This window comes from Streptomyces sp. H27-H1 (assembly GCF_026627445.1).
Lineage (GTDB): Bacteria > Actinomycetota > Actinomycetes > Streptomycetales > Streptomycetaceae > Streptomyces.
The window spans coordinates 137,781-158,930 of sequence record NZ_JAPNLJ010000015.1; the positions used below are offsets into that span (position 1 = coordinate 137,781).

Annotated in this window: 21 protein-coding genes and 1 pseudogene; 8 read left to right on the forward strand and 14 right to left on the reverse strand. The window is 73.8% G+C overall.

Translation table 11 applies throughout. From position 1 onward, the window contains the following. Positions 1-62: 62 nt before the first annotated feature. Both OTB20_RS18580 and OTB20_RS18585 read right to left on the reverse strand, forming a co-directional pair. On the reverse strand, positions 63-1,565 hold the full coding sequence (locus OTB20_RS18580) for a DEAD/DEAH box helicase (protein WP_420716437.1): 1,503 nt from the start codon (positions 1,563-1,565) through the stop codon (positions 63-65). Positions 1,566-1,644: 79 nt separating this feature from the next. After that, on the reverse strand, positions 1,645-2,139 hold the full coding sequence (locus tag OTB20_RS18585) for a MarR family transcriptional regulator (protein WP_267818883.1): 495 nt from the start codon (positions 2,137-2,139) through the stop codon (positions 1,645-1,647). Between the two features lie 106 nt (positions 2,140-2,245). Between OTB20_RS18585 and OTB20_RS18590 the strand changes: the two genes are divergently transcribed. The 3 genes from OTB20_RS18590 (at position 2,246) to OTB20_RS18600 (ending at position 3,577) form a co-directional block, all read left to right on the forward strand. After that, complete coding sequence (locus OTB20_RS18590) at positions 2,246-2,602, forward strand: HGxxPAAW family protein (protein WP_267818885.1); 357 nt, start codon at positions 2,246-2,248, stop codon at positions 2,600-2,602. Between the two features lie 150 nt (positions 2,603-2,752). Further along, a complete protein-coding gene (locus OTB20_RS18595) occupies positions 2,753-2,956 on the forward strand; it encodes a cold-shock protein (protein ID WP_267818887.1) in 204 nt (67 codons plus the stop codon). Between the two features lie 96 nt (positions 2,957-3,052). Beyond that, positions 3,053-3,577, forward strand: a complete 525-nt coding sequence (locus OTB20_RS18600; RefSeq protein WP_267818990.1) for an AAA family ATPase — start codon at positions 3,053-3,055, stop codon at positions 3,575-3,577. A gap of 25 nt (positions 3,578-3,602) precedes the next feature. Here OTB20_RS18600 and OTB20_RS18605 read toward each other — a convergent pair whose 3' ends face one another. Then, positions 3,603-4,229, reverse strand: coding sequence for a TetR/AcrR family transcriptional regulator (locus tag OTB20_RS18605; protein ID WP_267818889.1), 627 nt, complete (start codon positions 4,227-4,229; stop codon positions 3,603-3,605). Beyond that, positions 4,226-4,579, reverse strand: a complete 354-nt coding sequence (locus OTB20_RS18610; protein ID WP_267818890.1) for a DUF1304 domain-containing protein — start codon at positions 4,577-4,579, stop codon at positions 4,226-4,228. Before OTB20_RS18610 ends, OTB20_RS18605 begins: the two co-directional genes overlap by 4 nt. Before the next feature lie 112 nt (positions 4,580-4,691). Between OTB20_RS18610 and OTB20_RS18615 the strand changes: the two genes are divergently transcribed. Further along, positions 4,692-5,717 (forward strand): BtrH N-terminal domain-containing protein, encoded by a 1,026-nt coding sequence (locus OTB20_RS18615; protein ID WP_267818892.1) that lies wholly within the window; start codon positions 4,692-4,694, stop codon positions 5,715-5,717. A 119-nt stretch (positions 5,718-5,836) separates the two neighbouring features. Here the strand turns inward: OTB20_RS18615 and OTB20_RS18620 are convergent, their stop codons facing one another. The 3 genes from OTB20_RS18620 to OTB20_RS18630 all read right to left on the reverse strand — a co-directional run bounded on the left by OTB20_RS18620 (position 5,837) and on the right by OTB20_RS18630 (position 7,805). Beyond that, positions 5,837-6,019: a ferredoxin gene (locus OTB20_RS18620; protein WP_420716439.1), complete on the reverse strand. Its 183-nt coding sequence runs from the start codon at positions 6,017-6,019 to the stop codon at positions 5,837-5,839. Positions 6,020-6,084: 65 nt separating this feature from the next. After that, the gene (locus OTB20_RS18625; protein WP_267818896.1) at positions 6,085-7,275 is read right to left on the reverse strand and encodes a cytochrome P450; all 1,191 of its coding nucleotides are present in this window, start codon (positions 7,273-7,275) and stop codon (positions 6,085-6,087) included. Positions 7,276-7,466: 191 nt separating this feature from the next. Then, positions 7,467-7,805, reverse strand: coding sequence for a thioredoxin family protein (locus tag OTB20_RS18630; protein ID WP_267818898.1), 339 nt, complete (start codon positions 7,803-7,805; stop codon positions 7,467-7,469). 157 nt (positions 7,806-7,962) lie between these two features. Between OTB20_RS18630 and OTB20_RS18635 the strand changes: the two genes are divergently transcribed. Next, positions 7,963-8,232 (forward strand): hypothetical protein, encoded by a 270-nt coding sequence (locus OTB20_RS18635; protein ID WP_267818900.1) that lies wholly within the window; start codon positions 7,963-7,965, stop codon positions 8,230-8,232. 51 nt (positions 8,233-8,283) lie between these two features. Here OTB20_RS18635 and OTB20_RS18640 read toward each other — a convergent pair whose 3' ends face one another. Continuing rightward, positions 8,284-8,658, reverse strand: coding sequence for a hypothetical protein (locus OTB20_RS18640; RefSeq protein ID WP_267818902.1), 375 nt, complete (start codon positions 8,656-8,658; stop codon positions 8,284-8,286). A 204-nt stretch (positions 8,659-8,862) separates the two neighbouring features. On the opposite strand from OTB20_RS18640, the gene OTB20_RS18645 reads away from it, so the two are divergent. Together OTB20_RS18645 and OTB20_RS18650 are read left to right on the forward strand one after the other, a co-directional pair. Beyond that, positions 8,863-9,222, forward strand: a complete 360-nt coding sequence (locus tag OTB20_RS18645) for a YciI family protein (RefSeq protein WP_267818903.1) — start codon at positions 8,863-8,865, stop codon at positions 9,220-9,222. Positions 9,223-9,293: 71 nt separating this feature from the next. Beyond that, entirely contained in the window at positions 9,294-10,514 is a 1,221-nt protein-coding gene (locus OTB20_RS18650) for an RNA polymerase sigma factor (RefSeq protein ID WP_267818904.1), read from the forward strand. Between the two features lie 54 nt (positions 10,515-10,568). Here the strand turns inward: OTB20_RS18650 and OTB20_RS18655 are convergent, their stop codons facing one another. From OTB20_RS18655 to OTB20_RS18670, 4 genes are all read right to left on the reverse strand, one after another. Continuing rightward, positions 10,569-12,056, reverse strand: a complete 1,488-nt coding sequence (locus tag OTB20_RS18655; protein WP_267818906.1) for a condensation domain-containing protein — start codon at positions 12,054-12,056, stop codon at positions 10,569-10,571. Between the two features lie 141 nt (positions 12,057-12,197). Next, positions 12,198-13,187 carry an ABC transporter ATP-binding protein gene (locus OTB20_RS18660; protein WP_420716438.1) on the reverse strand — a complete coding sequence of 330 codons (990 nt, stop codon included), beginning with the start codon at positions 13,185-13,187 and terminating at the stop codon, positions 12,198-12,200. Beyond that, positions 13,184-16,006, reverse strand: coding sequence for a hypothetical protein (locus tag OTB20_RS18665; protein WP_267818908.1), 2,823 nt, complete (start codon positions 16,004-16,006; stop codon positions 13,184-13,186). Before OTB20_RS18665 ends, OTB20_RS18660 begins: the two co-directional genes overlap by 4 nt. Next, positions 16,003-19,332: an FtsX-like permease family protein gene (locus tag OTB20_RS18670; RefSeq protein WP_267818910.1), complete on the reverse strand. Its 3,330-nt coding sequence runs from the start codon at positions 19,330-19,332 to the stop codon at positions 16,003-16,005. Before OTB20_RS18670 ends, OTB20_RS18665 begins: the two co-directional genes overlap by 4 nt. A 177-nt stretch (positions 19,333-19,509) precedes the next feature. On the opposite strand from OTB20_RS18670, the gene OTB20_RS18675 reads away from it, so the two are divergent. Next, positions 19,510-20,313: an ABC transporter ATP-binding protein gene (locus tag OTB20_RS18675; RefSeq protein WP_267818912.1), complete on the forward strand. Its 804-nt coding sequence runs from the start codon at positions 19,510-19,512 to the stop codon at positions 20,311-20,313. A 155-nt stretch (positions 20,314-20,468) separates the two neighbouring features. Here the strand turns inward: OTB20_RS18675 and OTB20_RS18680 are convergent, their stop codons facing one another. Both OTB20_RS18680 and OTB20_RS18690 read right to left on the reverse strand, forming a co-directional pair. Beyond that, a complete protein-coding gene (locus OTB20_RS18680) occupies positions 20,469-20,708 on the reverse strand; it encodes a hypothetical protein (protein WP_267818914.1) in 240 nt (79 codons plus the stop codon). Then, positions 20,708-21,141: pseudogene (locus OTB20_RS18690) on the reverse strand (ABC transporter ATP-binding protein). The gene OTB20_RS18680 and the pseudogene OTB20_RS18690 overlap by 1 nt, the downstream one beginning before the upstream one ends. Positions 21,142-21,150: the final 9 nt, after the last annotated feature.

Consider the following 21,150-nt stretch of genomic DNA (forward strand, 5'->3'; position numbering starts at 1 on the left):
CCCGTCTCGCAGGGGCGGACGGAAGGGCCGCGCCGCACTGCGGCCGCGGCCCTCCCCTCGCGCTACTTCGCGCCGCGGCGCACCCGCGCCGCCGCGCGGGCCTCGGCGGCCTGCCGGGCCTCGATGGTCTTGCGGGACTCCTTGCCCTTGCCGGGCCGTCCGGGACGGGTCCCGATCCCGCGGAAGCCGAGGTCCGAGCCCGAAGGCCGGCCCTTGGCATCGGTCGCCGCGGCGCCCGCCAGCGGTACGCCGGACGGGGCCTTCGCGCCGGTGATCCGGCTCAGCGCGGCCTCGCCGGAGCGGACCTGGGTGATGGTCGGCCGGATCTTCGCGTCGGCCATCAGCCGGACGATGTCGCGCCGCTGGTTCGGGGTGACCAGGGTGACGACCTTGCCGGACTCGCCGGCCCGCGCCGTGCGGCCGCCGCGGTGAAGGTAGTCCTTGCTGTCGGCCGGCGGGTCCACGTTGACCACGAGGTCCAGGTCCTCGATGTGGATGCCGCGCGCTGCGACGTTGGTCGCGACCAGGACGTTGAGCAGGCCGTCCTTGAACTGCCCCAGTGTCCGGGTGCGTTGCGGCTGCGACTTCCCGCTGTGCAGTCCCTCCGCCCGTACGCCCATGGCCCGCAGGTGCTTCACGAACTGGTCGACCCCGTGCTTGGTGTCCAGGAACATCAGCACCCGGCCCTCGCGCGCCGCGATCTCGGTCGCGGCCGAGACCTTGTCGGCCGCGTGGACGTGCAGCACGTGGTGGTCCATCGTGGACACCGAAGCGGACTGCGGGTCCACGGAGTGTCCGACCGGGTCCTTCAGGTAGCGCTGGACGAGCTGGTCCACATTGCGGTCGAGCGTGGCCGAGAAGAGCATCCGCTGGCCCGCGTGGTGCACCTGGTCGAGGATTTCGGTGACCTGCGGCATGAAGCCCATGTCGCACATCTGGTCGGCCTCGTCGAGGACCACGATCTTCACGCGCTCCAGGTGCACGTCCCGGCGCCCGATCAGGTCGCTGAGGCGCCCCGGGGTGGCCACCACGATCTCGGCGCCGGTGCGCAGGGCGCCCGTCTGCTTGCCGATCGACAGACCGCCGACGACCGTGGCCATCCGCAGCTTCAGGGCCTGCGCGTACGGGGCCAGGGCCTCGGTCACCTGCTGCGCCAGTTCGCGGGTCGGTACGAGGACCAGTGCGAGCGGCCGCTTCGGATCGGCCTGCTGCCCCGCCGTACGGGCCAGCATGGCCAGCCCGAAGGCGAGCGTCTTGCCCGAGCCGGTCCGCCCGCGGCCGAGGATGTCGCGGCCGGCGAGAGAGTTGGGGAGGGTCGCCGCCTGGATGGGGAACGGCTCCGACACCCCCTGGTCGGCCATCGTCGTCACCAGCTCAGGGGGCAGGCCGAGCTCCGAGAAGGACTCCACCGGCGGCAGCGCCGGCGTGGTCGTCCGGGGCATTGAGTACTCGCCCTGGGGGCCGAGGGTCCGGGGGGTCTTCCCGCCGCCCTTCGCACCGCCCTTCGAGCTCGCCTTGGCTCCGGCCTTGATGCCGAAGCGCCCATGAGCCGACGGGTTCTTCATGCAGAACCTTCCGTGAGACGTACAAGATGTCCGATATCGCGACGCGAACGTCGCCAAAAGGCGAATTTTACCATCGGGGCTATGGGGCCAGCGGCCCGAGTTCCCCGGCCCGAACCTGGTCCAGATGGGCGGTGACCTCGGCGGTCGCCCGCCCGAACCAGTCGGCGATGACGGCGATCTCGTCGGGGGTGTACTCGGCGAACACCGCGCCGAGCCGGGCGTAGAAGGGTTCGTAGACGGCGAAGATCCGGGCGGCGGCGGCGGGGTCAGCGACCACCCGTACCCGGCGCCGGTCGTCGGGATCGGGCTGCCGGCTCGCGTAGCCGGCGCGCTCCAGGCGGTTGAGGACCCCGGTCACGGCGCCGGTGGTGAGGTTGGTGAGCTCGGCGAGGTCGCCCGCGCCGAGCGGGTCGTCCCCGGCGCCCAGGATGTGGCCGAGGCAGGTCAGGTCGGTGACGTTGAGCCCCAGCAGCTGTGCGATCTCCTGCTGGCCGACGATGCCGAGGGCGACGTACCGGTCCATGCGCGTCAGCGCCTCCTGGACCGTGGCCGCGGGGCGGGACTTGCCCTGCACGCGGTTACTCCTTAGCATCTAAGTTACTTAGCTCGTGAGATAAATGGCTTTTTCTGTGAGAGAACGCCGTTTCGAGCCTACTGAAGCGACGAACCAGGGGATAACGATGAGCGCTCACGGCCACGTGGACCTCGGCCACACCGTGGCGGGCTGGACCGGCACCGCGATCGCGCTGGTGGGGAGTGCGGCGGCGGGCGCCGCCGTGTGCGCCTCCTGGACCCCCGGCATCTGGATCGGCCTGGCGGTCGTCGCGGCGGCGGGGATCGTCACCTGGCTGCTGCACCTCGCCGGCTGGGGCAAGCCGAGCGGTCCCCGCCCGGAGGCGCAGTGGGACTGGCGGGTCCGCGACACCCTCGCGCACGCCGGCCACAGCGACTGCCTGGGCTGCCGGCTCGGCGGGCCGCGGCGAGGAGTCGCGGCGGCCCCCGCGCCCCGATCCGCCGTGGCCCGCGCGAAGGTCTGATCCCCCGTTCCGCGGACGGGGTGGAGAAAAGTTCGAATAGTCCGAAGCGCCCCGGTTGGCCGCGCTTGGCGTGTGCTCGGGCCGCTCAGTGGGCAGGATCGGGTCCGGCCGCATGTGCGGCCGGTGGAACGTTGTGAAGGATCAGTACAGATGGCAACTGGCACCGTGAAGTGGTTCAACTCCGAGAAGGGGTTCGGCTTCATCCAGCAGGACGACGGCGGTCCCGACGTGTTCGTGCACTTCTCCGCCATCCAGACCGCTGGCTTCAAGGAGCTGGCGGAGGGGCAGAAGGTCGAGTACGACGTCACGCAGGGGCCGAAGGGCCCCCAGGCGGAGCAGGTGGTCGCCCTCTAGTGCCGCTTCACGAGCCCAGTCCGTGACGTGGGCCCCGCCGGATCCTCCGGCGGGGCCCACGCGCGCGTCCGGCGTACGGGTAGCGTGGGCCGGATGATGACGGGCACGCCGGACACCCGGCTGATCGTATTGCGCGGCAACTCCGCTTCGGGCAAGTCCTCCGTCGCCGAGGGCATCCGCGACCGACACGGCCGGGGGGTCGCGCTCGTGGGCCAGGACAACCTCCGTCGCGTCGTCCTGAAGGAGCGGGACACGCCCGGTGCGGCGAACATCGGGCTCATCGGCAGCGTGGCGCGCTACGCCCTGGACCACGGATTCCACGTGATCGTCGAGGGGATCCTCTACGCGGACCGCTACGGCCCCATGCTCGACGCCCTGCGCCGGGCCCACCGCGGGCGGACCCACTTCTACTACCTGGACGTGCCCTTCGAGGAGACCCTCCGACGGCACGAGGGCAAGCCGCAGACCGACGAATACGGCGAGGAACAGCTGCGCGAGTGGTACCGGCCGCTCGACCTGCTGTCCGGCGACTGGGAGAGCGTCATCGAGGCCGAGCACTCGCTGGAGGACACCGTCATTCGGGTCATGGCCGAGACCGGTCTGGTCGCCGGGCCGGCGTAGCCGGTACCCATAGGCGGGCGGGGGGTCACCCCGCCCGGTGCAGCGCGATGAGGAGCAGCCAGATCCGGTCCGCCAGCTCGGCCGGGTCCGCCAGGTCGGCGGGAAGTCCGCCGTGCAGCCAGTCCGCGAGCACGGCGGTGAACGTGGCGGCCACGGCCGAGGCCACCAGCTCGGGGCGCGGAGCGCCCACCGCGGCGCGTTCGGCCAGGCTGCGAGCGCGCAGCTCCCGGTGCAGGCGCTCGCCGAGCGGGCCACCGCCGCCCGGCAGCAGCAGGGTGCGGTAGAGCGGGGCCCGGCCGGCGGCGCCGCCGAGGAAGGTGGCCAGCGCGGCCGGGGGGCGGGCCGGGGGGAGCGCCGACGGGTCCGTCTGCCAGGCGTGCAGGGCATCGACCGCCGCGTGCACGACGTCGGCGCACGCGTCCACCGCCAGCGCGGTGAGGTCCTCGTAGTGCAGGTAGAACGTGGCCCGGCCCACTCCCGCCCGCCGCACCACCGCCGAGACGCTGACCTCGGCGAGCGGCCGGTCCGCGCACTCGGCGAGGAGACTCGCGCGCAGCCGGGCCTTGGTGCGGGCGGTCCGCGGGTCGGTGCGGGCATCTCCGGGGGAGGCGGCCCCGGCGGTCGGCCGGGCGTGCTGTTCGCCGGAGGTCATCCGGCGAGCAGGGCCGCGCCCAGGGCGAGGGCGCCCGGCAGGGCCTGCGCGACGAGGATGCGGCGGTTGGCGGTCGCGGCCCCGTACACGCCGGCGACGATCACGCAGACGAGGAAGAAGATCTGCGTGGCGAGGGAGTCGATGACGAGCGACCAGACCAGGCCGGCGGCGAGGAACCCGTTGTAGAGGCCCTGGTTGGCGGCGAGCGGGGCGGTCAGGCGGGCCGTGTCGGCGTCGAACCCGGACAGCGCGCGGCCGGGCGGACGCTGCCACAGGAACATCTCCAGGACCAGGAAGTACGCGTGCAGCGCGGCGACGAGGCCGATGAGGATCATTGCGACCGTGTGCACGGCCACCTCCCGAGGGGCGGGGTGAGCGAAGAGCGGTCCCTTCGACTTCCTGGACAACTGTACAGGAAGTCCGGTCGCATCCGGCGGCCCGCGGCGCGGCTACGCTGACCGCATGACTGCGCTCGTATATGAAGACTTCGCCCCCGGACGCCACCGCGAGGCCACGCTGATCCGGCACGCGCTCGGCAGCGTGCACGACGAAGCCCTGGTCGCGGGCCTGGCGGGCGGCATCGGCTTCATGTACTTCGTGTTCGAGTACGCCGGCCGGCCGCCGATGCCGACGATCGTCGCCCAGGCCCACCCCGACCCCTGGGTCCAGGTCGCCCTCGGTCGCCTGCGCATCCCGTACGAGGCCACGCGCAGCGCCAAGCCCCGCTGGCACCGGGTCGAGGCCGCGCTCGACGCCGGGGCCCCGGTGTTCTGCACCGTCGACCGGACCGCCCTGCCCTGGCACGGCCCGGCCCCGATGGCCGAACTGGCCGCCGCCGACCCGTACGTGGTGGTCGTCGTCGGTTACGAAGGGGACATCTACTACGTCGAGGACGGGGCGGGCCGCGCGAAGGCCCCGTACCCGATCGGCCGCGAGCAGTTCGGCGCGGCGTGGTCCGGACACAAGAAGGGCCGCCACCAGATGGTGGTGACCACCGGGAAGCCCGCCGGTGAGCCCGACCTGGAAGCGGCGATCGCCGCTACGGTCTCCCGCCTCACCGGGCCGGTGCTGGGCAACCACTTCGACGTCAACTTCGGCTTCTCCGGCATGGAGAAGTTCGCCGCGCAGCTGCGCGACACCACCACCAAGACGGGCTGGGAGCGCCGCTTCGCGAGCCCCGAGGCCTTCGCTCTCGGCACGCGCAGGCTGTACGCCTGCCTGGAGGAGGAGTGGACCGCCCCGGGCGCCACCCGGCCCCTGTACGCGGACTTCCTCGACCTCGCCGGGCACGGGGACGCGGCCGAGCTCTTCCGGGACTCCGGACGGCAGTGGTCGCAGCTCGCGGAGCTGGCCCGCGCGGCGGACCCCGAGGCGGACGCGGCGGGGCGCCGGGCGCTCTTCGACGCCTGCGCGGACCTCGTGGACGGGGCCCTGGTGCTGGAGCGGCAGGCGGTCGGACTGCTGCCGCAGGCGGCGCCCGCCGAGTGACCCACGGGGCGGGCCGGTGACTCTTGCAACCGGCGGGGACCGCGTCAAAAGTTGAGTCGCGCCTGGACGAGGCCCGGCTCCAACGGCTCGGCGACCTGACCGGGAAGTGACGAGCGCCCTCAGCCCTCGTCGACTGTGACCGCCGACACCGGGCAGGCGCGCGCGGCCTCCCGCAGCAGCGGACTGCCACCGCCGTCCTCGAAGCCCGGCAGCACCGCGCCGAAGCCGTCCTCGTCCTGGGTGAAGACGCCCGGCGCGGTCAGGGCGCACTGCCCGGCCCCGATGCAGACGTCCGTGTCCACGGAGACCCGGGCGGCGGGCGGCGGCGTGGGTGCGGGTGCGGGCGTGGGCGCGGGGCTCACCGGGCTCACCACGCCACGGGGAGTTCGAGCATGCCCTGGACGGTGTCCCCGGGCTTGAACGGGATCCGGTCCGGTTCGTCCGCCAGCCGCAGCTCCGGCAGTCGTTCGAAGAGGGTGCCGAGCGCGATCTCCATCTCGGCGCGGGCCAGGTTCTGGCCGAGGCACTGGTGGATGCCGAAACCGAACGCCAGGTGGTGCCGGGCCGGCCGGTGCCAGTCCAGGGTGTCGGGCTCCTTGAAGACGGCCCCGTCACGGTTGATCACGGAGGTGGAGAAGATCACCCCGTCGTCGGCGCGGACGGTCACCCCGCCGATCTCGATGTCCTCGGTCGCCACCCGGAGCATTCCGTCCGCGATCGACAGGAAACGCATCAGCTCCTCCACGGCCGACGGCAGCAGGGCCGGATCGGCGTGCAGCTCGGCCAGCTGCTCGGGGTGGCTGAGCAGGGTGAACGTACCGAGCGAGATCATGTTGGCCGTGGTCTCGTGCCCCGCGATGAGCAGGATGGCGGCCAGCGAGACCAGCTCCTCGACATCGGTCTCGCCGGTCTCCAGGCGCCGGGCGATCAGCTCGTCGAGCAGCCCCTCGCCCGGGTGCTCGCGCTTGTGGCCGATAAGCGCGCGCAGGTAGCCGTTGAGCTGGTCGCGGGCGTCTTCGACGTCGGCGGGTTCCGGGCCGCGCAGCAGGCGCCGGGACTGGCTCTCGAAGAACTCGTGGTCCGCGTACGGGACTCCGAGCAGCGCGCAGATCACCATCGACGGCACCGGCAGGGCGAAGGCGCCGACCAGTTCCGCGCGGGGCCCGGCCGCGACCATCGCGTCGATCAGCCGGTCCACGGTCTCCTGGATCCGGGGGCGCAGGGCCGCGGTGCGCCCGAGTGAGAAGCTCGGGATCAGCATCCGGCGCTGGGTGTTGTGGACGGGATCGTCGACGCCGAGCAGGGCGGCGCGCTGGTTGCGCAGGCCCTTGAAGCGCCTGGTGGGGGCGGGGAAGGAGAGGTTCTGCCGGTCGGCGGAGAGCCGGCCGTCGGAGAGCAGGGCGCGCGCCTCGGCGTGCCCGGAGACGACCCACACGGAGCGGCCGTCGAAGAGGGTGACCCGGGAGAGCGGCCGGCCCGTCCGCAGCGGCTCGTAGGCCGCCGGCGGGTGGTAGGGGCAGGTCCGGTCCTGGGGGAAGGCAATGGTCTTCTCGGACATACAGCACCTCGCACGCGATGGTTCCGTTTCGCCGGGACCCATTACATGCCTAAGGCACCTATCCGATCCATGTGACTTTCGGCCAGATCGCTCGTCTTCGCCCGGATGGCCCAGCGAGCCCGTGGAGGGGTCGCGGGGGAAGGCGGCCGAGGCACCCGGAGCAGCCCCCAGGGAGGCGCGCGGTGAGGCTCTCAGACATGCGCGTCGAGGAGCACCCGGAACTCATCGGCCGTCACCGGTCCGGCCAAGGAGGCCAGTACCCCGCCGTCCGCGATGAGGACGGCGGTCGGGGCCCCGGTTACCTCGTAGCGCTTGGTCTGTCCGGGGCAGCGGGTGATGTCCACGCGTACCGCCGTCAGCCGGGTCCCGTACTCCTGCGCCAGTGCGGCGACGACCGCGTCCATCGCGCGACAGGGCTCCAGGGCCTTCGGCCAGCTCCCGCAGAAGTAGGCGAGCACCGGCCCGTCCGTCATGCCGAGGATGAAATCGAACTCCTCGTCCTCCAGTGGCTGGTGTACCAGACGCGCCATGGATGGTGCTCCGCTTCGTGTGCCGTGCGATCCGAACGGCACCCATCATCGCCGCTCGGCCGTCTCTTTCGGATCGTGCCAGGGCCCGCGGGACCTGGCACCGGCGGTACGCGCCGCCGCCGGGGCATTGTCAGTGCCGTCTGTGAAGCTGACCGGTATGGACGACAGGATGCTCCGGCGCCGGGTCTACGGCGCCGACCACGACGACCCCGACCCGGGTCCGCTCCCGGGACACGCCTACGGAGAGCTCGTCGGCGGCCCCCTCGACGGGTTGCTGCTCGACATCACGGGCTGGAGCGGTCCCCAGCTCGCGGAAGAGGCCCGTCTCCCCACGGAGATAGGGCGCTACGGACCCGGCGGCCGGACCCACTACCGCCGCCGCGCCGCCGATCCCGGCCACTGGGACTGGACGGGCGACAGCCGCTGACTCGCGCGGGGGGACAGGGACACCCTGCCCGGGCGCCCCGCCCGGGTGGCCTCAGCCCGCCGCGTTCCGCCCGACCTTGCGGGCCCACAGCACCAGCGGGACCTGGAGGGGCAGCCGCCCCAGCGCCACGGCCCGCAAGGCGGGGGAGCGGTGGCGGGCGTCGGCGGCCATCTTGACGTTCGCGGGGAACACGCCGACGAAGAACGCCGCCGTCGCCAGCGCCGCGACCCGGCGGGTGCGCGGATGGGCGACCCCGACCGCGAGTGCAAGCTCCGCCGCGCCGCTCACGTACGTCCACTGGCGCGGGCTGCCCGGCAGCGAGCGCGGCACGATCGCGTCGAACTGCTTCGGCACGGCGACGTGTGCCACCGCCGCACCGGCCAGCAGGCCGGCGAGCAGGAGCGGTGAGGAAGGTATGCGCGGCATGGGGAGATCCTCTCGAGGGGGCCCGGGTCCGGCGATCCTACTCGCCAGTAGCCCGGTGTGGGGCGGTGCCGGAATCCGCGCCGCCGCGCGCGTCCCGGAAGTCCCCCAAGATTTTTCCGGGAAGCTGTCGATCCCGGCGTCTCCCGTTCGACGCAGGAGTGAGAGGCGGGGAGGGTCCCCGTCCTCCACCACCGAGGAGTCACCATGCCGCGCTTCCTTTCGATGATCCGCATCGACGAGCAGAGCCTCACCCCCGACACCCCCTTCCCCGCCGACTTCGAGCAGCGCATGGGCGCGCTGATGGAGGAGATCACCAAGGCCGGGGTCATGCTCGACACCGCCGGACTCCTCCCCACCTCCGAGGGGACCAGGGTCACCTGGTCCGGCGGCAGGCTCAGCTACACCGACGGGCCCTTCACCGAGACCAAGGAGGTCATCGGCGGGTACGCCCTCATGCAGTGCAAGGACAAGGACGAGGCGCTGGAGTGGACCAAGCGCTTCCTGGAGACCCACCCCGAGAACTGGACCGTCGGAGCCGAACTCCGCCAGCTCGCCGAGGGCTGACCGCCCGATCCGCTCCGCGCACCGTTTGCCCTGCCGCGTCACGGCTGCTCTGATGGGTGGCCGTGACGGCAGTGAGTACGACCCGAGCGGTCGAAGCGGTGTTCAGGATCGAATCGGCGCGGATCATCGCGGGCGTCGCCCGGATCGTGCGCGACGTCGGCATCGCGGAGGAGATCACCCAGGACGCGCTGGTCGCGGCGCTGGAGCAGTGGCCGCAATCCGGCGTGCCCGACAAGCCGGGAGCCTGGCTGATGGCCACAGCCAAACACCGGGCCGTCGACCTCGTCCGCCGCAAGGAGACCTACGCGCGCAAGCTCGCCGAGGTCGGCCGGTCGCTGGAGGACGCGGCGCCGCCCGCCGAACCGACGGCCCCCGAGGACATCGACGACGACCTGCTGCGCCTGATCTTCACCGCCTGTCATCCCGTCCTCGCCACGGAAGCCCGGATCGCACTCACCCTGCGCCTGATGGGAGGCCTGACCACCCAGGAGATCGCCCGCGCCTTCCTGTCCACCGAGCCCACCGTCGCCCAGCGCATCGTCCGGGCGAAGCGGGCGCTGGCCAAGGCGGGGGTGCCCTTCGAGGTCCCGTACGGCTCCGACCGCGAGGAGCGCCTCGGCTCCGTCCTGGAGGTCATCTACCTGGTCTTCAACGAGGGCTACTCGGCGACCGCCGGCGACGACCTCGTACGCCCCGCCCTGTGCGAGGACGCACTTCGCCTCGCCCGGGTCCTGGCCGGGCTGATGCCCAAGGAGCCCGAGGTGCACGGCCTGGCGGCTCTGCTGGAGTTCCAGGCCTCGCGGATCGCCACCCGCACCGGCCCGGACGGGGAGCCGGTGCTGCTCGCGGACCAGAACCGGTCCAGGTGGAACCGCCTGCTGATCCGGCGCGGGGTCGAAGCCCTGAACCGGGCGGGCGCCGGCCCCTACTCCCTGCAGGCCGCCATCGCCGGCTGTCACGCCGACGCCGTCCGCTACGAGGACACCGACTGGCGGACGATCGCCGCCCTGTACGGACGGCTCGTCCTGCTGATCCCGTCACCCGTGATCGAGCTCAACCGGGCCGTCGCCGTCTCGATGGCCGACGGCCCGGCGGCGGCGCTCCCCCTGGTGGACGCCCTGACCGCGGAACCGGCCCTGCGCTCCTACCATTTGCTGCCGAGCGTACGGGGCGACCTGCTGGAGCGGCTCGGCCGCCCGGCGGAGGCCCGCGCGGAGTTCGAACGCGCCGCCTCGCTCACGCGCAACGCCCGCGAGGAGACCCTGCTGCGCGAGCGCGCGGCCCGGCTCTGAACCCCTCGACGCCGCCACCGCCACCGGAGAGCCCGCCGGGCCGTGGAGCCGGCGTCAGCCGCGCCGGGCGAACGCCGCGACGTCGAGCGGGGTCCGCGGCGTCGGCCGGCGCGGCGGGGTCAGCGCGATGGGACGCCGGAAGGAGCCGTGGCGGGCGATCTCCCGGACCGTCTCGCGCAGGGCCTCCAGGAATCCGTCCATGGTGCGGCGGGCGGCCGGGGTGTCCGAGTAGATCGAGTTCATGTGCAGCCCGTCCGTGTCCCGCTGGAACCAGGAACAGGCGCCGTTCGCCTGGGCCGACCACACGTGGGAGGTGGGCCGCCAGTCCTCGTGGCGCTCGGCGCCCGGACACTTGCGCATGTCGATGTACGAGAAGAAGTTCACCGGGTAGGGCCAGGAGCGCGCCGCGAACTCGCGGGGCGCGAGCAACTCCCAGGCGCGCACGAACGGCACGTCGATATGGTCGATCATCTCGCCGAACCCGGCCCGCACGGACGCCATCACCTGCTCGAAGTCCCGGCCGGGCGAGGCGTCGAACTCGATGGGCATGGTGTTGACGAACCAGCCCACCGAGTTGGCCCACCCGGCCCGGCCGCGCTCGCTCACCGGCATGAACCCCCGGTAGACCCCCGGCCCGCCCGCCTCGCGCAGACAGACCGCGACCGCGGCCAGCACGCCCATGAACGGCTTGCCGTCCACCGCCAGGCACGCCTTCTCGAAGACCTCCGCCTCGGCGGCGTCCAGGAGCGGAGAGGCCTCGTTCACGATGGAGTACATCTGCCCCGGCCGCACGCCCAGTTCGAGCGGGAAGCGTGGGAAGAACTCGCCGTCGCCGCGCGCCATGAACTCCTTCCAGTAGCCCAGCCGCTCGTCGTCCGCGTCGATGGACAGGTAGCGGCCGCGCTGCTCCTCGGCGAAGTCGAGATAGCTCGGCGCGGGCGCCGGATCGAGGTGCTCGCCGCGGCGCAGGGCCTCGTAGGCGCTCTGCACCTCCTGGACCACGATGGGCATCGACATGCCGTCGCAGACGATGTGGTCGAAGGCGAGGTAGACGGTCGCGGACTCCTCGCGCAGCACCGCGCCCATGGTGAACAGCGGCCAGGCCAGCGTGTCGATGCTCCGCTTGAACCGCTCCACCAGGAAGCCGGTGAGCTCGTCGGTGCGGTCGAACTCGGCCACCGGGACTGTGTCCAGGGCCAGTTCGGTGGCGGGAATCGGAGCGCATGCCAACTCCCCTGCCAGGCGCCGGAATTCGCAACGCAACACCTCGTGGCGGCGTACGAACGCCAACAGGGAGAGGCTCAGGGCGTCTTCGTCCAGCGGGCCCGCGACCTCGAAGGTGACCGCGATCCACGAGGCGGTGGGGTCGTCGGCCGCACGGCTCTCCTCGGCGACGGTGAAGTGCTTGTCCTGGTTGAAGGAGGCCCTCCTGTCCGCCGCGCCGTCCGGGCCGGGAGCCTGCGCCCCCGCCGTGGACCGCAACCGCCACTCGACGACCCGACCGGGCGCCATGTGGTGCATCTCCAGAGGAAACTGCCGCATTCCGTCATCCCTTCGACCCCCGAGTCAACCCCGAGCGCCTAACGACATCCGGGGCACGGAAGTGACGCGCGCTACGGGTTCAACGGAAGCGGCGCAGGCGTACGCGCGGCCCTTGCGGGCCCTCGGCGGCTCTGGCGAGCGTCACAGCCCGTCCGCTGTCGCGGCGTCCTGGCCCGCGGGGGACGCGTCATCGGGGCGCAGTTCGATGTGGTCCGCGGCGAGGTCCACCGCCACCCGGTGCTCCATGCCGAGGGCCTCCAGGAACTTCTGCGGGAGCTGTACCCGACCCGTGCGGTCGAGCATCACGTACTCCCGCTCGCTCACCGACTCGGCGCCGTGCTCGTCGGTGACCGTACGGCGCAGCACCTCACTGCTGGTGCGGCCGTCGCGCATCGCCACTGTGCGCCGGACCTCGCCCGCGACGAGCGGGTCGTGGGTGACGATGACCACGGTCGCACCCAGTTCCCGGTTGACGGTGCGGAAGGCCTCGAAGACCGCCCCGCCCGTCTCGGAGTCCAGCTCACCGGTCGGCTCGTCGGCGAGCAGCACCGAGGGGTCATTGGCCATGGCCACCGCGATGGCCACGCGCTGCTGCTGGCCGCCGGAGAGCTCGGCGGGGCGCCGGTCCGCCAGATCGCCGATCTCCAGGGCTTCGAGGAGTTCGCCGGTGCGGACCGCGTGCCGTTTGGCGGCTGAGCGCCGGCCACCCTTCAACTGCATGGGCAGGGCGATGTTCTGCGCCGTCGTCAGGAAGGGGAGCAGGTTGCGGGCCGTCTGCTGCCAGACGAAGCCGACCGCCTCGCGCCGGTAGCGCAGCCGGTCGCGCGCCGACATCTCCAGCAGGTCGTAGCCGCCGACACTTGCGGTGCCGGCCGTGGGCACGTCCAGTCCCGCGAGAATGTTCAGCAGCGTGGACTTCCCGCTGCCGGACGCGCCGACCAGGGCCATCAGATCGCCCTGCTCCACGGTCAGTTCCAGTCCCTGCAGGGCCTGCACCTCGACCCCGTCCGTACTGAAGATCCTCACCAGGCGGTCGCAGGCAATGGCCGTGTCCGCGCCGTGCCGGCGGGGTGCGGACTCGGCCAGGGCCTGCCGCCGCAGCTCGTCGTAGGTGGGCTGATCGCTGTTCACCGCTGGTCTCCCGCTCTCAACTCGGTCGTGATCTGTCGCCTGCCGGAGACCGCCGCCTCCGCGAGCACGGCCCCCGCGACGAGGGCGGCGAGGCCCAGCGCCTGGGTCAGTACGGGCCGCACGAGGACCGGCAGGCCGTCCGGAATCTTCGCCCCGACCAGTGTGGACAGGTCCACTGCCGGGCCCAGCAGGGCGACGGCCCCCGCCGCGAGGAGGGCGCCGCCGAGCGCGGCGGCCAGGGCCAGGGGCACCGACTCCGCCAGGATCAGCAGCACACCCTGGCGGGGACGCAGTCCCATCGTGCGCAGCCGCGCGAGGAGCGCCGCCCGGTCCGGGGCGGCGCGGACCAGGGTCAGCAGGACGGCCAGCAGGGCGAAGCCCGCGGCGCCGGCCAGGGAGGCCCAGAACAGCCGCTCGGCCGAGCGCTGCAGCGGGTCGGAGCCCAGCTGGGCAGCCGTGGCGGAGCTGGTCCGGACGCGGTACCGGTCCTCGGCGGCCCCCGGGTCCTCGGCGCGCACCAGTTGCTCCAGCCGGTGCTGGTCGACCGTGCCGAGCGCGTACCAGCCGTTGGGCGGTCCCATCTGGGGCACGGCGGCCAGGACCGGTGCGGCGGGCAGCACCACGGTGGTGAACTTGGCGCCGGGCCGGGTGGGCGTGCCGTTGACCACTCCGACCACCGCCAGTTTCAGTTTCCCGCCGTTGTCCAGGCGCAGTTCGAAGCCGGAGGTGTCGTCGTCGGCGAGGTCCCCGCTGATCAGCGCGGGTACCGTCGTGCCCGAGGTACCCGCCGCGCCGGTCGCCAGGAGCGCCGGATCGAACTCTCCGCGCCCGAGGGCGCGGGACAGTTTCGCGTATTCCACCGGGTCCGCGACGATCACCGAGACCTGGGTGCTGCCCGCCTTGGTGCCGTAGAGGAACACGTTGTCGTCGTTCCACAGCCGCACCGACGACCGCACGCCGGGCAGAGCGGCCGCCGCCTTGGTGACCGCTTCCGGCAGCGTGCCGCCGAGCGTCGAGATCTGTGCGTCCCCGCCGACGGCCTCGCGCGCGGCCTGGACGCGGGAGTCGGCCATCGCCGTCAGCACCGTGGCGCCGAAGCCCCCGGTGGTGACGGCCAGCAGCATCGCGATGAGCGGCAGTACGGACGGACGTGCCCGCCCCGAGGTGCCCCGCGCGGCGCGCGCCAGCCCGAGGAAACCGATCAGCCCCGCGCCCCGCCCGGCCGCCCGGGCCAGCGCCCCGACCAGGGCGGGCTGGAGCCGGGCCAGCAGCAGACCGCCGCAGAGCGCCAGCAGCAGCGGGGCGGCGACCAGCAGTGGGTCCACGCCGGCGCCGGCCGGAGCGACCCCGCGCGAGCGGACCTCGAACACGGCCGCCGCCGTGGCGGCCAGTACGAGCACTTCGGCGACCAGGCGCCGTCGCGGAGCCGGCCCGCGCGCCGGCGCGAGCAGCACGGCTGCCCGTAGCGGGAAGGCCAGCAGGGCCAGGAGCGTGGCCGCCGCGGCGGCCAGCAGGGAGCCCGCGGAGCGGGGGGTGGGCAGCAGGACCAGGGCGATTGCCGTCGCGAGCGCGGCGGCCGGCAGGACGGTGACCGCGTTCTCCGCGAGGAGCCGGCGAACGATGCCCGCGCGCGAACCGCCGCGGGCGAGCAACAGCCGCAGTTCGGCCTCGCGCCGGTCCCCGGTGAGCGCGGCCGCCAGGCAGAACACCACGAAGGCCACCCCCGCCACGCCCGCCGGGCCCATCGCGGCGAGCGGCGCGGCCGCCTGGCGCCGGGCCTCTGCCTGGGTGAACAGTTCGGGCAGGTGGGAGGTGACGGCGAGATCGCGCCGCTGGGTCTCCCGGGTCAGCCGTGAGGAGGTCGGGCCGGTCACGTAGGAGGCGACCGCCTCGGCCGTGGCGGGCAGTTGGTCGGCCCGCAGCACGGTGGTGTCCACGGGGATCCGCCAGAAGTCCTGGGTGCCCCGCTCACTGCCCTCGCCCCATTGGCCGAGCCGGTCGAGCGACTCGGGGCCCACGAGGCCGTCGAACCGCCAGAACGGCTCCGGCGGGTGGGTCGGGGTCTGGGACTGGCAGGCGCGGACGATGCAGCCGAGATCGGTCCAGAAGTCCTCGGCCTCGTCGTTCACGCTGAACAGCCCGACGACCTCCGCCTTGGCGGGCACCCCGTCCATGCCCGCGAAGGTTTCGAGCACCATGCCGAGCCGGGCGCCGACGGTCTTCGCGGCGCTCTGCGACAGCACGACGGGCACGGGGGCGCCAGGTGCGGCGGCGGCTCCCGGCCAGCGCCCTTCCACCAGCCGCACGTGGCCGGCGGCCTCCCGCAGGTGGGTGAGGCCGAGCCGGGGAGGGATGCCCTCGGGCGCGGTCAGCCCGGGGTTGGCGAGCGAGCGGGGGTCGGCGGCGACGCCGTGGACGGGGCCCGAGGCGGCGACGGAGAATCCGGGGGCGGTCGCCGCGACCAGCTTGGCCAGTACCTCGTCCAGCTCCTGCGGCGTCTGGTTCCCGTAGCGGGGGCTCGCGCTGACCGACAGGCTGGTCTGACCGGGACCGCGCGACTCCAGGAAGGAGCGCAGCGCCTGGTCGGTGCCCCGGTCCATGGCGCGCGGCAGCGCGGCGCACAGCAGGACGGCCACGAAGGCCAGGGCCGCGCCGAGCAGGGTGCTCAGCGGGGTCGCGCGCAGCCGGGTCCGCACCCAGGGCGCGGGCGGGGGCACGGCGCGCGGTGAGGTCCCGCCCGCCGCTGACGGGCGGTCCTGCGCCGGGCCGGTCCCGTCCGGGGTGCGCCGGTCGGCGTTGGTCGCGGCCGGCCCGGTCATATGTCCTCCACGTGCCGCAGCCGGTCGGCCGGCTTCGAGCGGTTCTGATTGCGCCGGCCGCCGAAGACCGCGGACAGCAGCGGTACGGCGGCGATGGCGGCGGCGAGCAGCAGGGTCCGGGCCGCGGGCAGGTCCACCAGGACCTCGGGCACCGGGCGCCCGGCGGCCGGGGTCAGCACGGTCAGCGGTACGAGGAGATGGACGATGACCGCGCCCAGGCCCAGCCCGACCGCGGTACCGAGCCCCACGAGCACGCAGCTCTCGGCAGTGGCCGTCCGGGCCAGGTCCCGGCTCCGGGCCCCCAGCGCCAGCAGTACCGAGAACTCCCGGGCCCGCTCACGGGCGGCGGCCGCGGCGGCCGCCGCGAAACCGATCGCGGCCAGCACCGCGCAGGCCACCGCGAGCGCGGCCAGTGCCCCTTGCGGGCCCGCGCTGAGCGGATCGTCGAGCAGGGTCCTGGCGACCTCCGCGCGCAGCCGCACCTGCTGGGAGCCCGCGCCGGAGCGCAGTTCCGCGGCGGCGCGGGCGGGAGCCGGGTCGTCGGCGGAGGCGGCGGGCAGCCACCATTCTCCGGGCGTCGGCAGCTCCCGGCCGCCCGTCGCGAGGATCCGGCCGGCGGTGGCCAGGTCGACGGCGACCGCGGTGTCGCCGGCCACGGGCAGCGAGCCGACCGCGGCGGTGACCCGGACCGGAAGGGTGACGTCGTCGAGTTTGACCGGCACCAGATCGCCCACGTTCCCGCCGACCGAGGCCAGGTAGGCCCGGGTGGCGATCCCGGGGATCTCGGCGGCCGCAGCGGGTCCCGGCGTCAGGGCGAGCTGTACGCCGCCGCGTTCGCCGGAACCGTCCCGGTAGCGCAGCCGCACCAGGGCGGAGCCGCCCGGTGCGGGCGCGGAGCCCGCGAGCAGCTCGGCGGCCGGGGCGCCGTCGGTGAGCGCCGGGGCCGACAGCTGCCAGTCGGGTGCGGGCACGGCGACGGGGGCCGCCGCTCCGTCCCGGGTCTGCGCGACCGCGAGGCCGCGTACGGTCAGCTCGTCGAAGATTTTGGCGGTGGCGGCGGGCTCACCGGAACCGGCACCCGGATCGGCGTTCGGATCCGCGCCGGGGAGCGGGCCTTCCAGGTCGTACGAGAACACGAGCCCGGCCACGCTGAGCGGGGTGGCGGCCGACCCGATGGGGGCGCCGAGCATCGTGCTGACGTGCATCGACAGGGTGGCGTCACCGCTCTCCGGGAGCTGGACCATCGGCACCCGGTAGGTGATGCCGAACCGGTCGCGCAGCAGCAGCCCGAGGCCGGTGCGGCCGCCCGCACCGGCGGACCGTACGGAGACCGAGAGGTCGATGCGCTCAGGGTGACCGGGGAGGGGGAGACCGGTGGCGGCAGGCGCGGGAGCGGGGGCCAGGGGGGCGAACAGCTCCCGCATGCCGCGCCCGTCCCGCAGATCGGGCCGCAGGGCGAGCCGGTCGGCGGCGGCCGCCGCGTCCAGCGCCATCACCTGGCCGGTGCGCCCGCCCGGCAGATCATGCCGGGTCCGGAGCACCGGCAGCACGCGCTCACCGCCGGGCAGCGCCGCGTACCGGCCGCCCCGGCCCAGCGGGGGGAGGTCGCTGCCCGATATCAACAGGCCCCCGGCGGTGGTGAAATCGGCCTGGTCGCGCTGGGACGCGGACCACGCGGTGTGCTGGCCCAGCGCGAGGACCCCACTGGAGACGGCGAGTACGAGCAGCAGCACCGGCCCCGTGGCCCGGCCGGGCCGGCGGGCCAGCTGCCAGCCGACGAGCGCCGGACCCAGGCCCCGGCCCCGGGCGGCGATGCGCGCGCCGAGCCGCGCCGCGAAGGGCAGCAGCCGCAGCACCAGCAGGGTGCCCGCGCACAGGGCCAGCGTCGGGGCGGCGACCAGCACCGGGTCCACGCCGAAGAGTCCGTCGGACCGCGTCGCCGGGCCGGACCCGGCGGCGCCGTACCGGGAGAGCTGCTGGTAGGCGAGTACGGCCAGGGCCACCAGCGCCAGGTCCGCGCCGGAGCGGGCGGCGCCGGCGACCAGCGCCTGGCGGCGGCCCGCCCGGTGCAGGGCGGCCGAGGCGACGCCCCGCAGGACGACCGGGAGGGTGGTCAGCACGACGCACCCGAGGGCGCAGCCCGCCGCGACGGGCCAGAGCGGCCAGCTCCGGGTGACCGCGAACGGGACGTGGGCCAGGGAGCCGTAGCCACCGAGCAGACGCAGCAGCGGCGGCGTCAGCAGCGGCGCGAGGAGGGCGCCGGGCAGCGCCAGCAGCAGCGACTGGGCCGCGGTGAGGACACCGAGTCGGCCGCGGGAGGCGCCGCGCGCGACGACCAGGGCCCGCTCGGACTCCTGGCGCTCGGTCAGCAGGTGCGAGACCAGCAGCAGCGCCGCCCCGGCGAGTACGGCGAGTTGCAGCGCGCCGACCAGCAGGGTGGAGCGGGCAACGGTCAGGCCCGACCTCAACTCCTCGAGCAGCGCCGGAAGTTCGGTCGTCAGGTGGAGCCCGGATACCTCCTGGAACTCCTTGGAGGCCTTGGTAGCCCGCGCGCGGACCGCCTCGGCCCCGGCGGCGTCCACGCCTGAGAAGTCGGCGCTGAGCAGCACGGCGCGGCTGTCCTGGGGCAGCCCGCCCGCGGTGAAGACGGAATCGTCCACCAGCAGCGGGCCGTACGTGGCGAATCCGGCCACCTGGAGCCCGCGCGCACCGAGCGGATCGAGCCGCCAGTACGGGGCGTCCGGGTCGGCCGCCCGGTAGACGCCGGTCACCAGCACGCTCAGCGGGGAGCCGCCGTACCGGTCGTCGAGCCGCACCTCGGCGGGCAACGCCCCCTCGGCCAGCCCGAGCCGGTCCAGCGCCGCCTTCGGCACGGCCACGGGAACCGGGCCGCCCCGAGTGGAGACCGGCCCCGGGACGGGCTGCGGCCAGGTGCCCGAGAGGAGGCGCACGCGCTCCTTGGCGAAGGCCGCCAGCAGCGTCAGATCGGCGTCCTTGCCCGGGGTGTGCGGGCCCGGCAGCCCGTACGAACGGCTGCGCGCGACACCCTCGGCGGCGACCGGGAGGGGGTCGAAGAGCTCGCGCGCGAAGCCCCGTACCGCCTCGTCGTCCTTGGCCCGGTCGGCCGTCGGGTGCCCACCGGTGACCAGTACCGTGCCGCGCGCGAGTCCCGGCCCCTGGAGGGCCTGGCGCAGTCCGGCGTCGCCCACTCCGCGGGTGAAGGCGAAGAGCGCGGTGAGCACGGTCGTGGTGATCAAAACGGTGAGCAGTACGGCGGCGGCGAGCGGCAATCGCCCGCGCAGCCGGCGCACGACGAAGCCGAGCATGTGCCTGTTCCTCCCCCGCACCGGACTGGTAGCCCCGGATACCGGACGATGCTGCCAGATTCGAACAGATAGCGGAAGGGACTTGCGTGAAGGGTGCAACGGATGAACAAATCGACGGGGCGGGGCCCTCGCAAGGTCGTCTTCATCCGCTCATCCGCTTGGAGGGGGAGCCGCAGCATGACGCAGGAGCAGGAACGGCGACAGGACACCGAGGCGCCGCCGATGGTGGTGGTGGACGGCGTGCGGCGCAGTTTCGGGACGGGGCCGCAGGCCGTGCACGCACTGCGCGGAGTCTCCTTCGAGGTCCGCCGCGGCGAACTCACCGCGCTCAAGGGAAGGTCGGGTTCCGGCAAGACCACCCTGCTGAACCTGGTCGGCGGCCTCGACACCCCGACCGGCGGCAGCGTCGCCCTCGACGGCACCGATCTGGCCGGCCTGGACGAGGACGGCCGCCTCGCGCTGCGCCGCGACCGGATCGGTTTCGTGTTCCAGTCCTTCGGCCTGATCCCGGCGCTGACCGCGGCCGAGAACGTCGGAGTCCCGATGCGGCTGCGCAAGGTACCGGCGAAGCAGCGCGAGGAACGGGCCCGCACCCTGCTCGCCCTCGTCGGCCTCTCCGACCACACCGAGCAGCGCCCCGGCGAGCTCTCCGGCGGCCAGCAGCAGCGGGTCGCCGTCGCGCGCGCCCTCGCGAACGAACCCGACCTGATCATCGCCGACGAGCCGACCGGCCAGCTCGACTCCGACACGGGCCGTCAGATCATGCGGCTGCTGCGCGCGGTGGTGCGCAGCGAGGGGGTCACCGCGCTGGTCGCCACGCACGACCCGGCGCTGATGGAACTGGCGGACCGGGTGGTGGAACTGTGCGACGGCCGGATCGTGGAGGCGGAGATCGCGCAGGCGGACACGGCGTCGCCGGCAGGAGGCCCGTCGCCGCAAGCCGCCTCGGCCGCCGGACCGGCTCCCGGGAACCTGCCCTAGGCCGCAGGCCGGGCCCGGCGGGGCGGACTCGAGGGCCCTACTCGGTGTGCAGGGCCGCGGCGATGGTCATCCGGGCCGCCGAACGGGCCGGGACCAGCGCGCCCAGGACGGCGATCGCGACCCCCGCGCACAGCATCCGGGCACGGGTGCTGGGGTCACGGGTGTTGGCGCCTTGGGTGCCGACGTCCTGCGCGTCGGGGTCCGGGGTGCCGGGTCTGTGCGTCCGGGTCTTGCGCGTCGGCGTTCTGAGCCCCGCCGTCGAGGGTGCGATCGCGGGCGACGTGGCCGTCGGCCATCTCGAGGAGGCGGCCGGCGCAGCGGGTGGCCAGATGCGGGTCGTGGGTGACGATCAGCAGGGTCTGGCCTATCTGGTTGAGGTCGATCAGCAGGTCCATCACCTGCTCGCCGGAGCGGCTGTCGAGGGCGCGCCGGTCGGCTCGTCGGCCAGCACCAGCGCCGGACGGTTCATCAGCGGCCGTGCGACGCCGACGCGTTGGCGCTCACCACCGCTGAGTGTCGCCGGTAGTTGTTGCGGCGGTCGGCGACCCCGAGCTCGTCGAGGAGTTCCAGGGCGCGGCGGTGGGCCTGGCGCGCGGAGGTGCCGGTGAGCTGGGCGGCCAGGGCGACGTTGTCGAGCGCCGGCAAGTCGTCGATGAGGTTGAAGAACTGGAAGATCATGCCCACGTCGCGGCGGCGGTAGAGGGCGAGGCCGGTCTCCGTCAGCCTCCCGAGGTCCTGTCCGTGCACCGAGAGGGTGCCGGCGGTCGGCCGGTCCAGGCCGGCCACCATGTTGAACAGGGTGGATCTCCCGCATCCGGAGGGGCCCATCACGGCGAC

Bases quoted from the DNA above. Each gene is read 5' to 3' on its own strand.
- OTB20_RS18580 (WP_420716437.1), bottom strand. From the start codon at position 1,565: ATGAAGAACCCGTCGGCTCATGGGCGCTTCGGCATCAAGGCCGGAGCC.
- OTB20_RS18590 (WP_267818885.1), top strand. From the start codon at position 2,246: ATGAGCGCTCACGGCCACGTGGACCTCGGCCACACCGTGGCGGGCTGG.
- OTB20_RS18595 (WP_267818887.1), top strand. From the start codon at position 2,753: ATGGCAACTGGCACCGTGAAGTGGTTCAACTCCGAGAAGGGGTTCGGC.
- OTB20_RS18600 (WP_267818990.1), top strand. From the start codon at position 3,053: ATGACGGGCACGCCGGACACCCGGCTGATCGTATTGCGCGGCAACTCC.
- OTB20_RS18605 (WP_267818889.1), bottom strand. From the start codon at position 4,229: ATGACCTCCGGCGAACAGCACGCCCGGCCGACCGCCGGGGCCGCCTCC.
- OTB20_RS18615 (WP_267818892.1), top strand. From the start codon at position 4,692: ATGACTGCGCTCGTATATGAAGACTTCGCCCCCGGACGCCACCGCGAG.
- OTB20_RS18625 (WP_267818896.1), bottom strand. From the start codon at position 7,275: ATGTCCGAGAAGACCATTGCCTTCCCCCAGGACCGGACCTGCCCCTAC.
- OTB20_RS18630 (WP_267818898.1), bottom strand. From the start codon at position 7,805: ATGGCGCGTCTGGTACACCAGCCACTGGAGGACGAGGAGTTCGATTTC.
- OTB20_RS18635 (WP_267818900.1), top strand. From the start codon at position 7,963: ATGGACGACAGGATGCTCCGGCGCCGGGTCTACGGCGCCGACCACGAC.
- OTB20_RS18640 (WP_267818902.1), bottom strand. From the start codon at position 8,658: ATGCCGCGCATACCTTCCTCACCGCTCCTGCTCGCCGGCCTGCTGGCC.
- OTB20_RS18645 (WP_267818903.1), top strand. From the start codon at position 8,863: ATGCCGCGCTTCCTTTCGATGATCCGCATCGACGAGCAGAGCCTCACC.
- OTB20_RS18655 (WP_267818906.1), bottom strand. From the start codon at position 12,056: ATGCGGCAGTTTCCTCTGGAGATGCACCACATGGCGCCCGGTCGGGTC.
- OTB20_RS18665 (WP_267818908.1), bottom strand. From the start codon at position 16,006: ATGACCGGGCCGGCCGCGACCAACGCCGACCGGCGCACCCCGGACGGG.
- OTB20_RS18670 (WP_267818910.1), bottom strand. From the start codon at position 19,332: ATGCTCGGCTTCGTCGTGCGCCGGCTGCGCGGGCGATTGCCGCTCGCC.
- OTB20_RS18675 (WP_267818912.1), top strand. From the start codon at position 19,510: ATGACGCAGGAGCAGGAACGGCGACAGGACACCGAGGCGCCGCCGATG.
- OTB20_RS18680 (WP_267818914.1), bottom strand. From the start codon at position 20,708: ATGGACCTGCTGATCGACCTCAACCAGATAGGCCAGACCCTGCTGATC.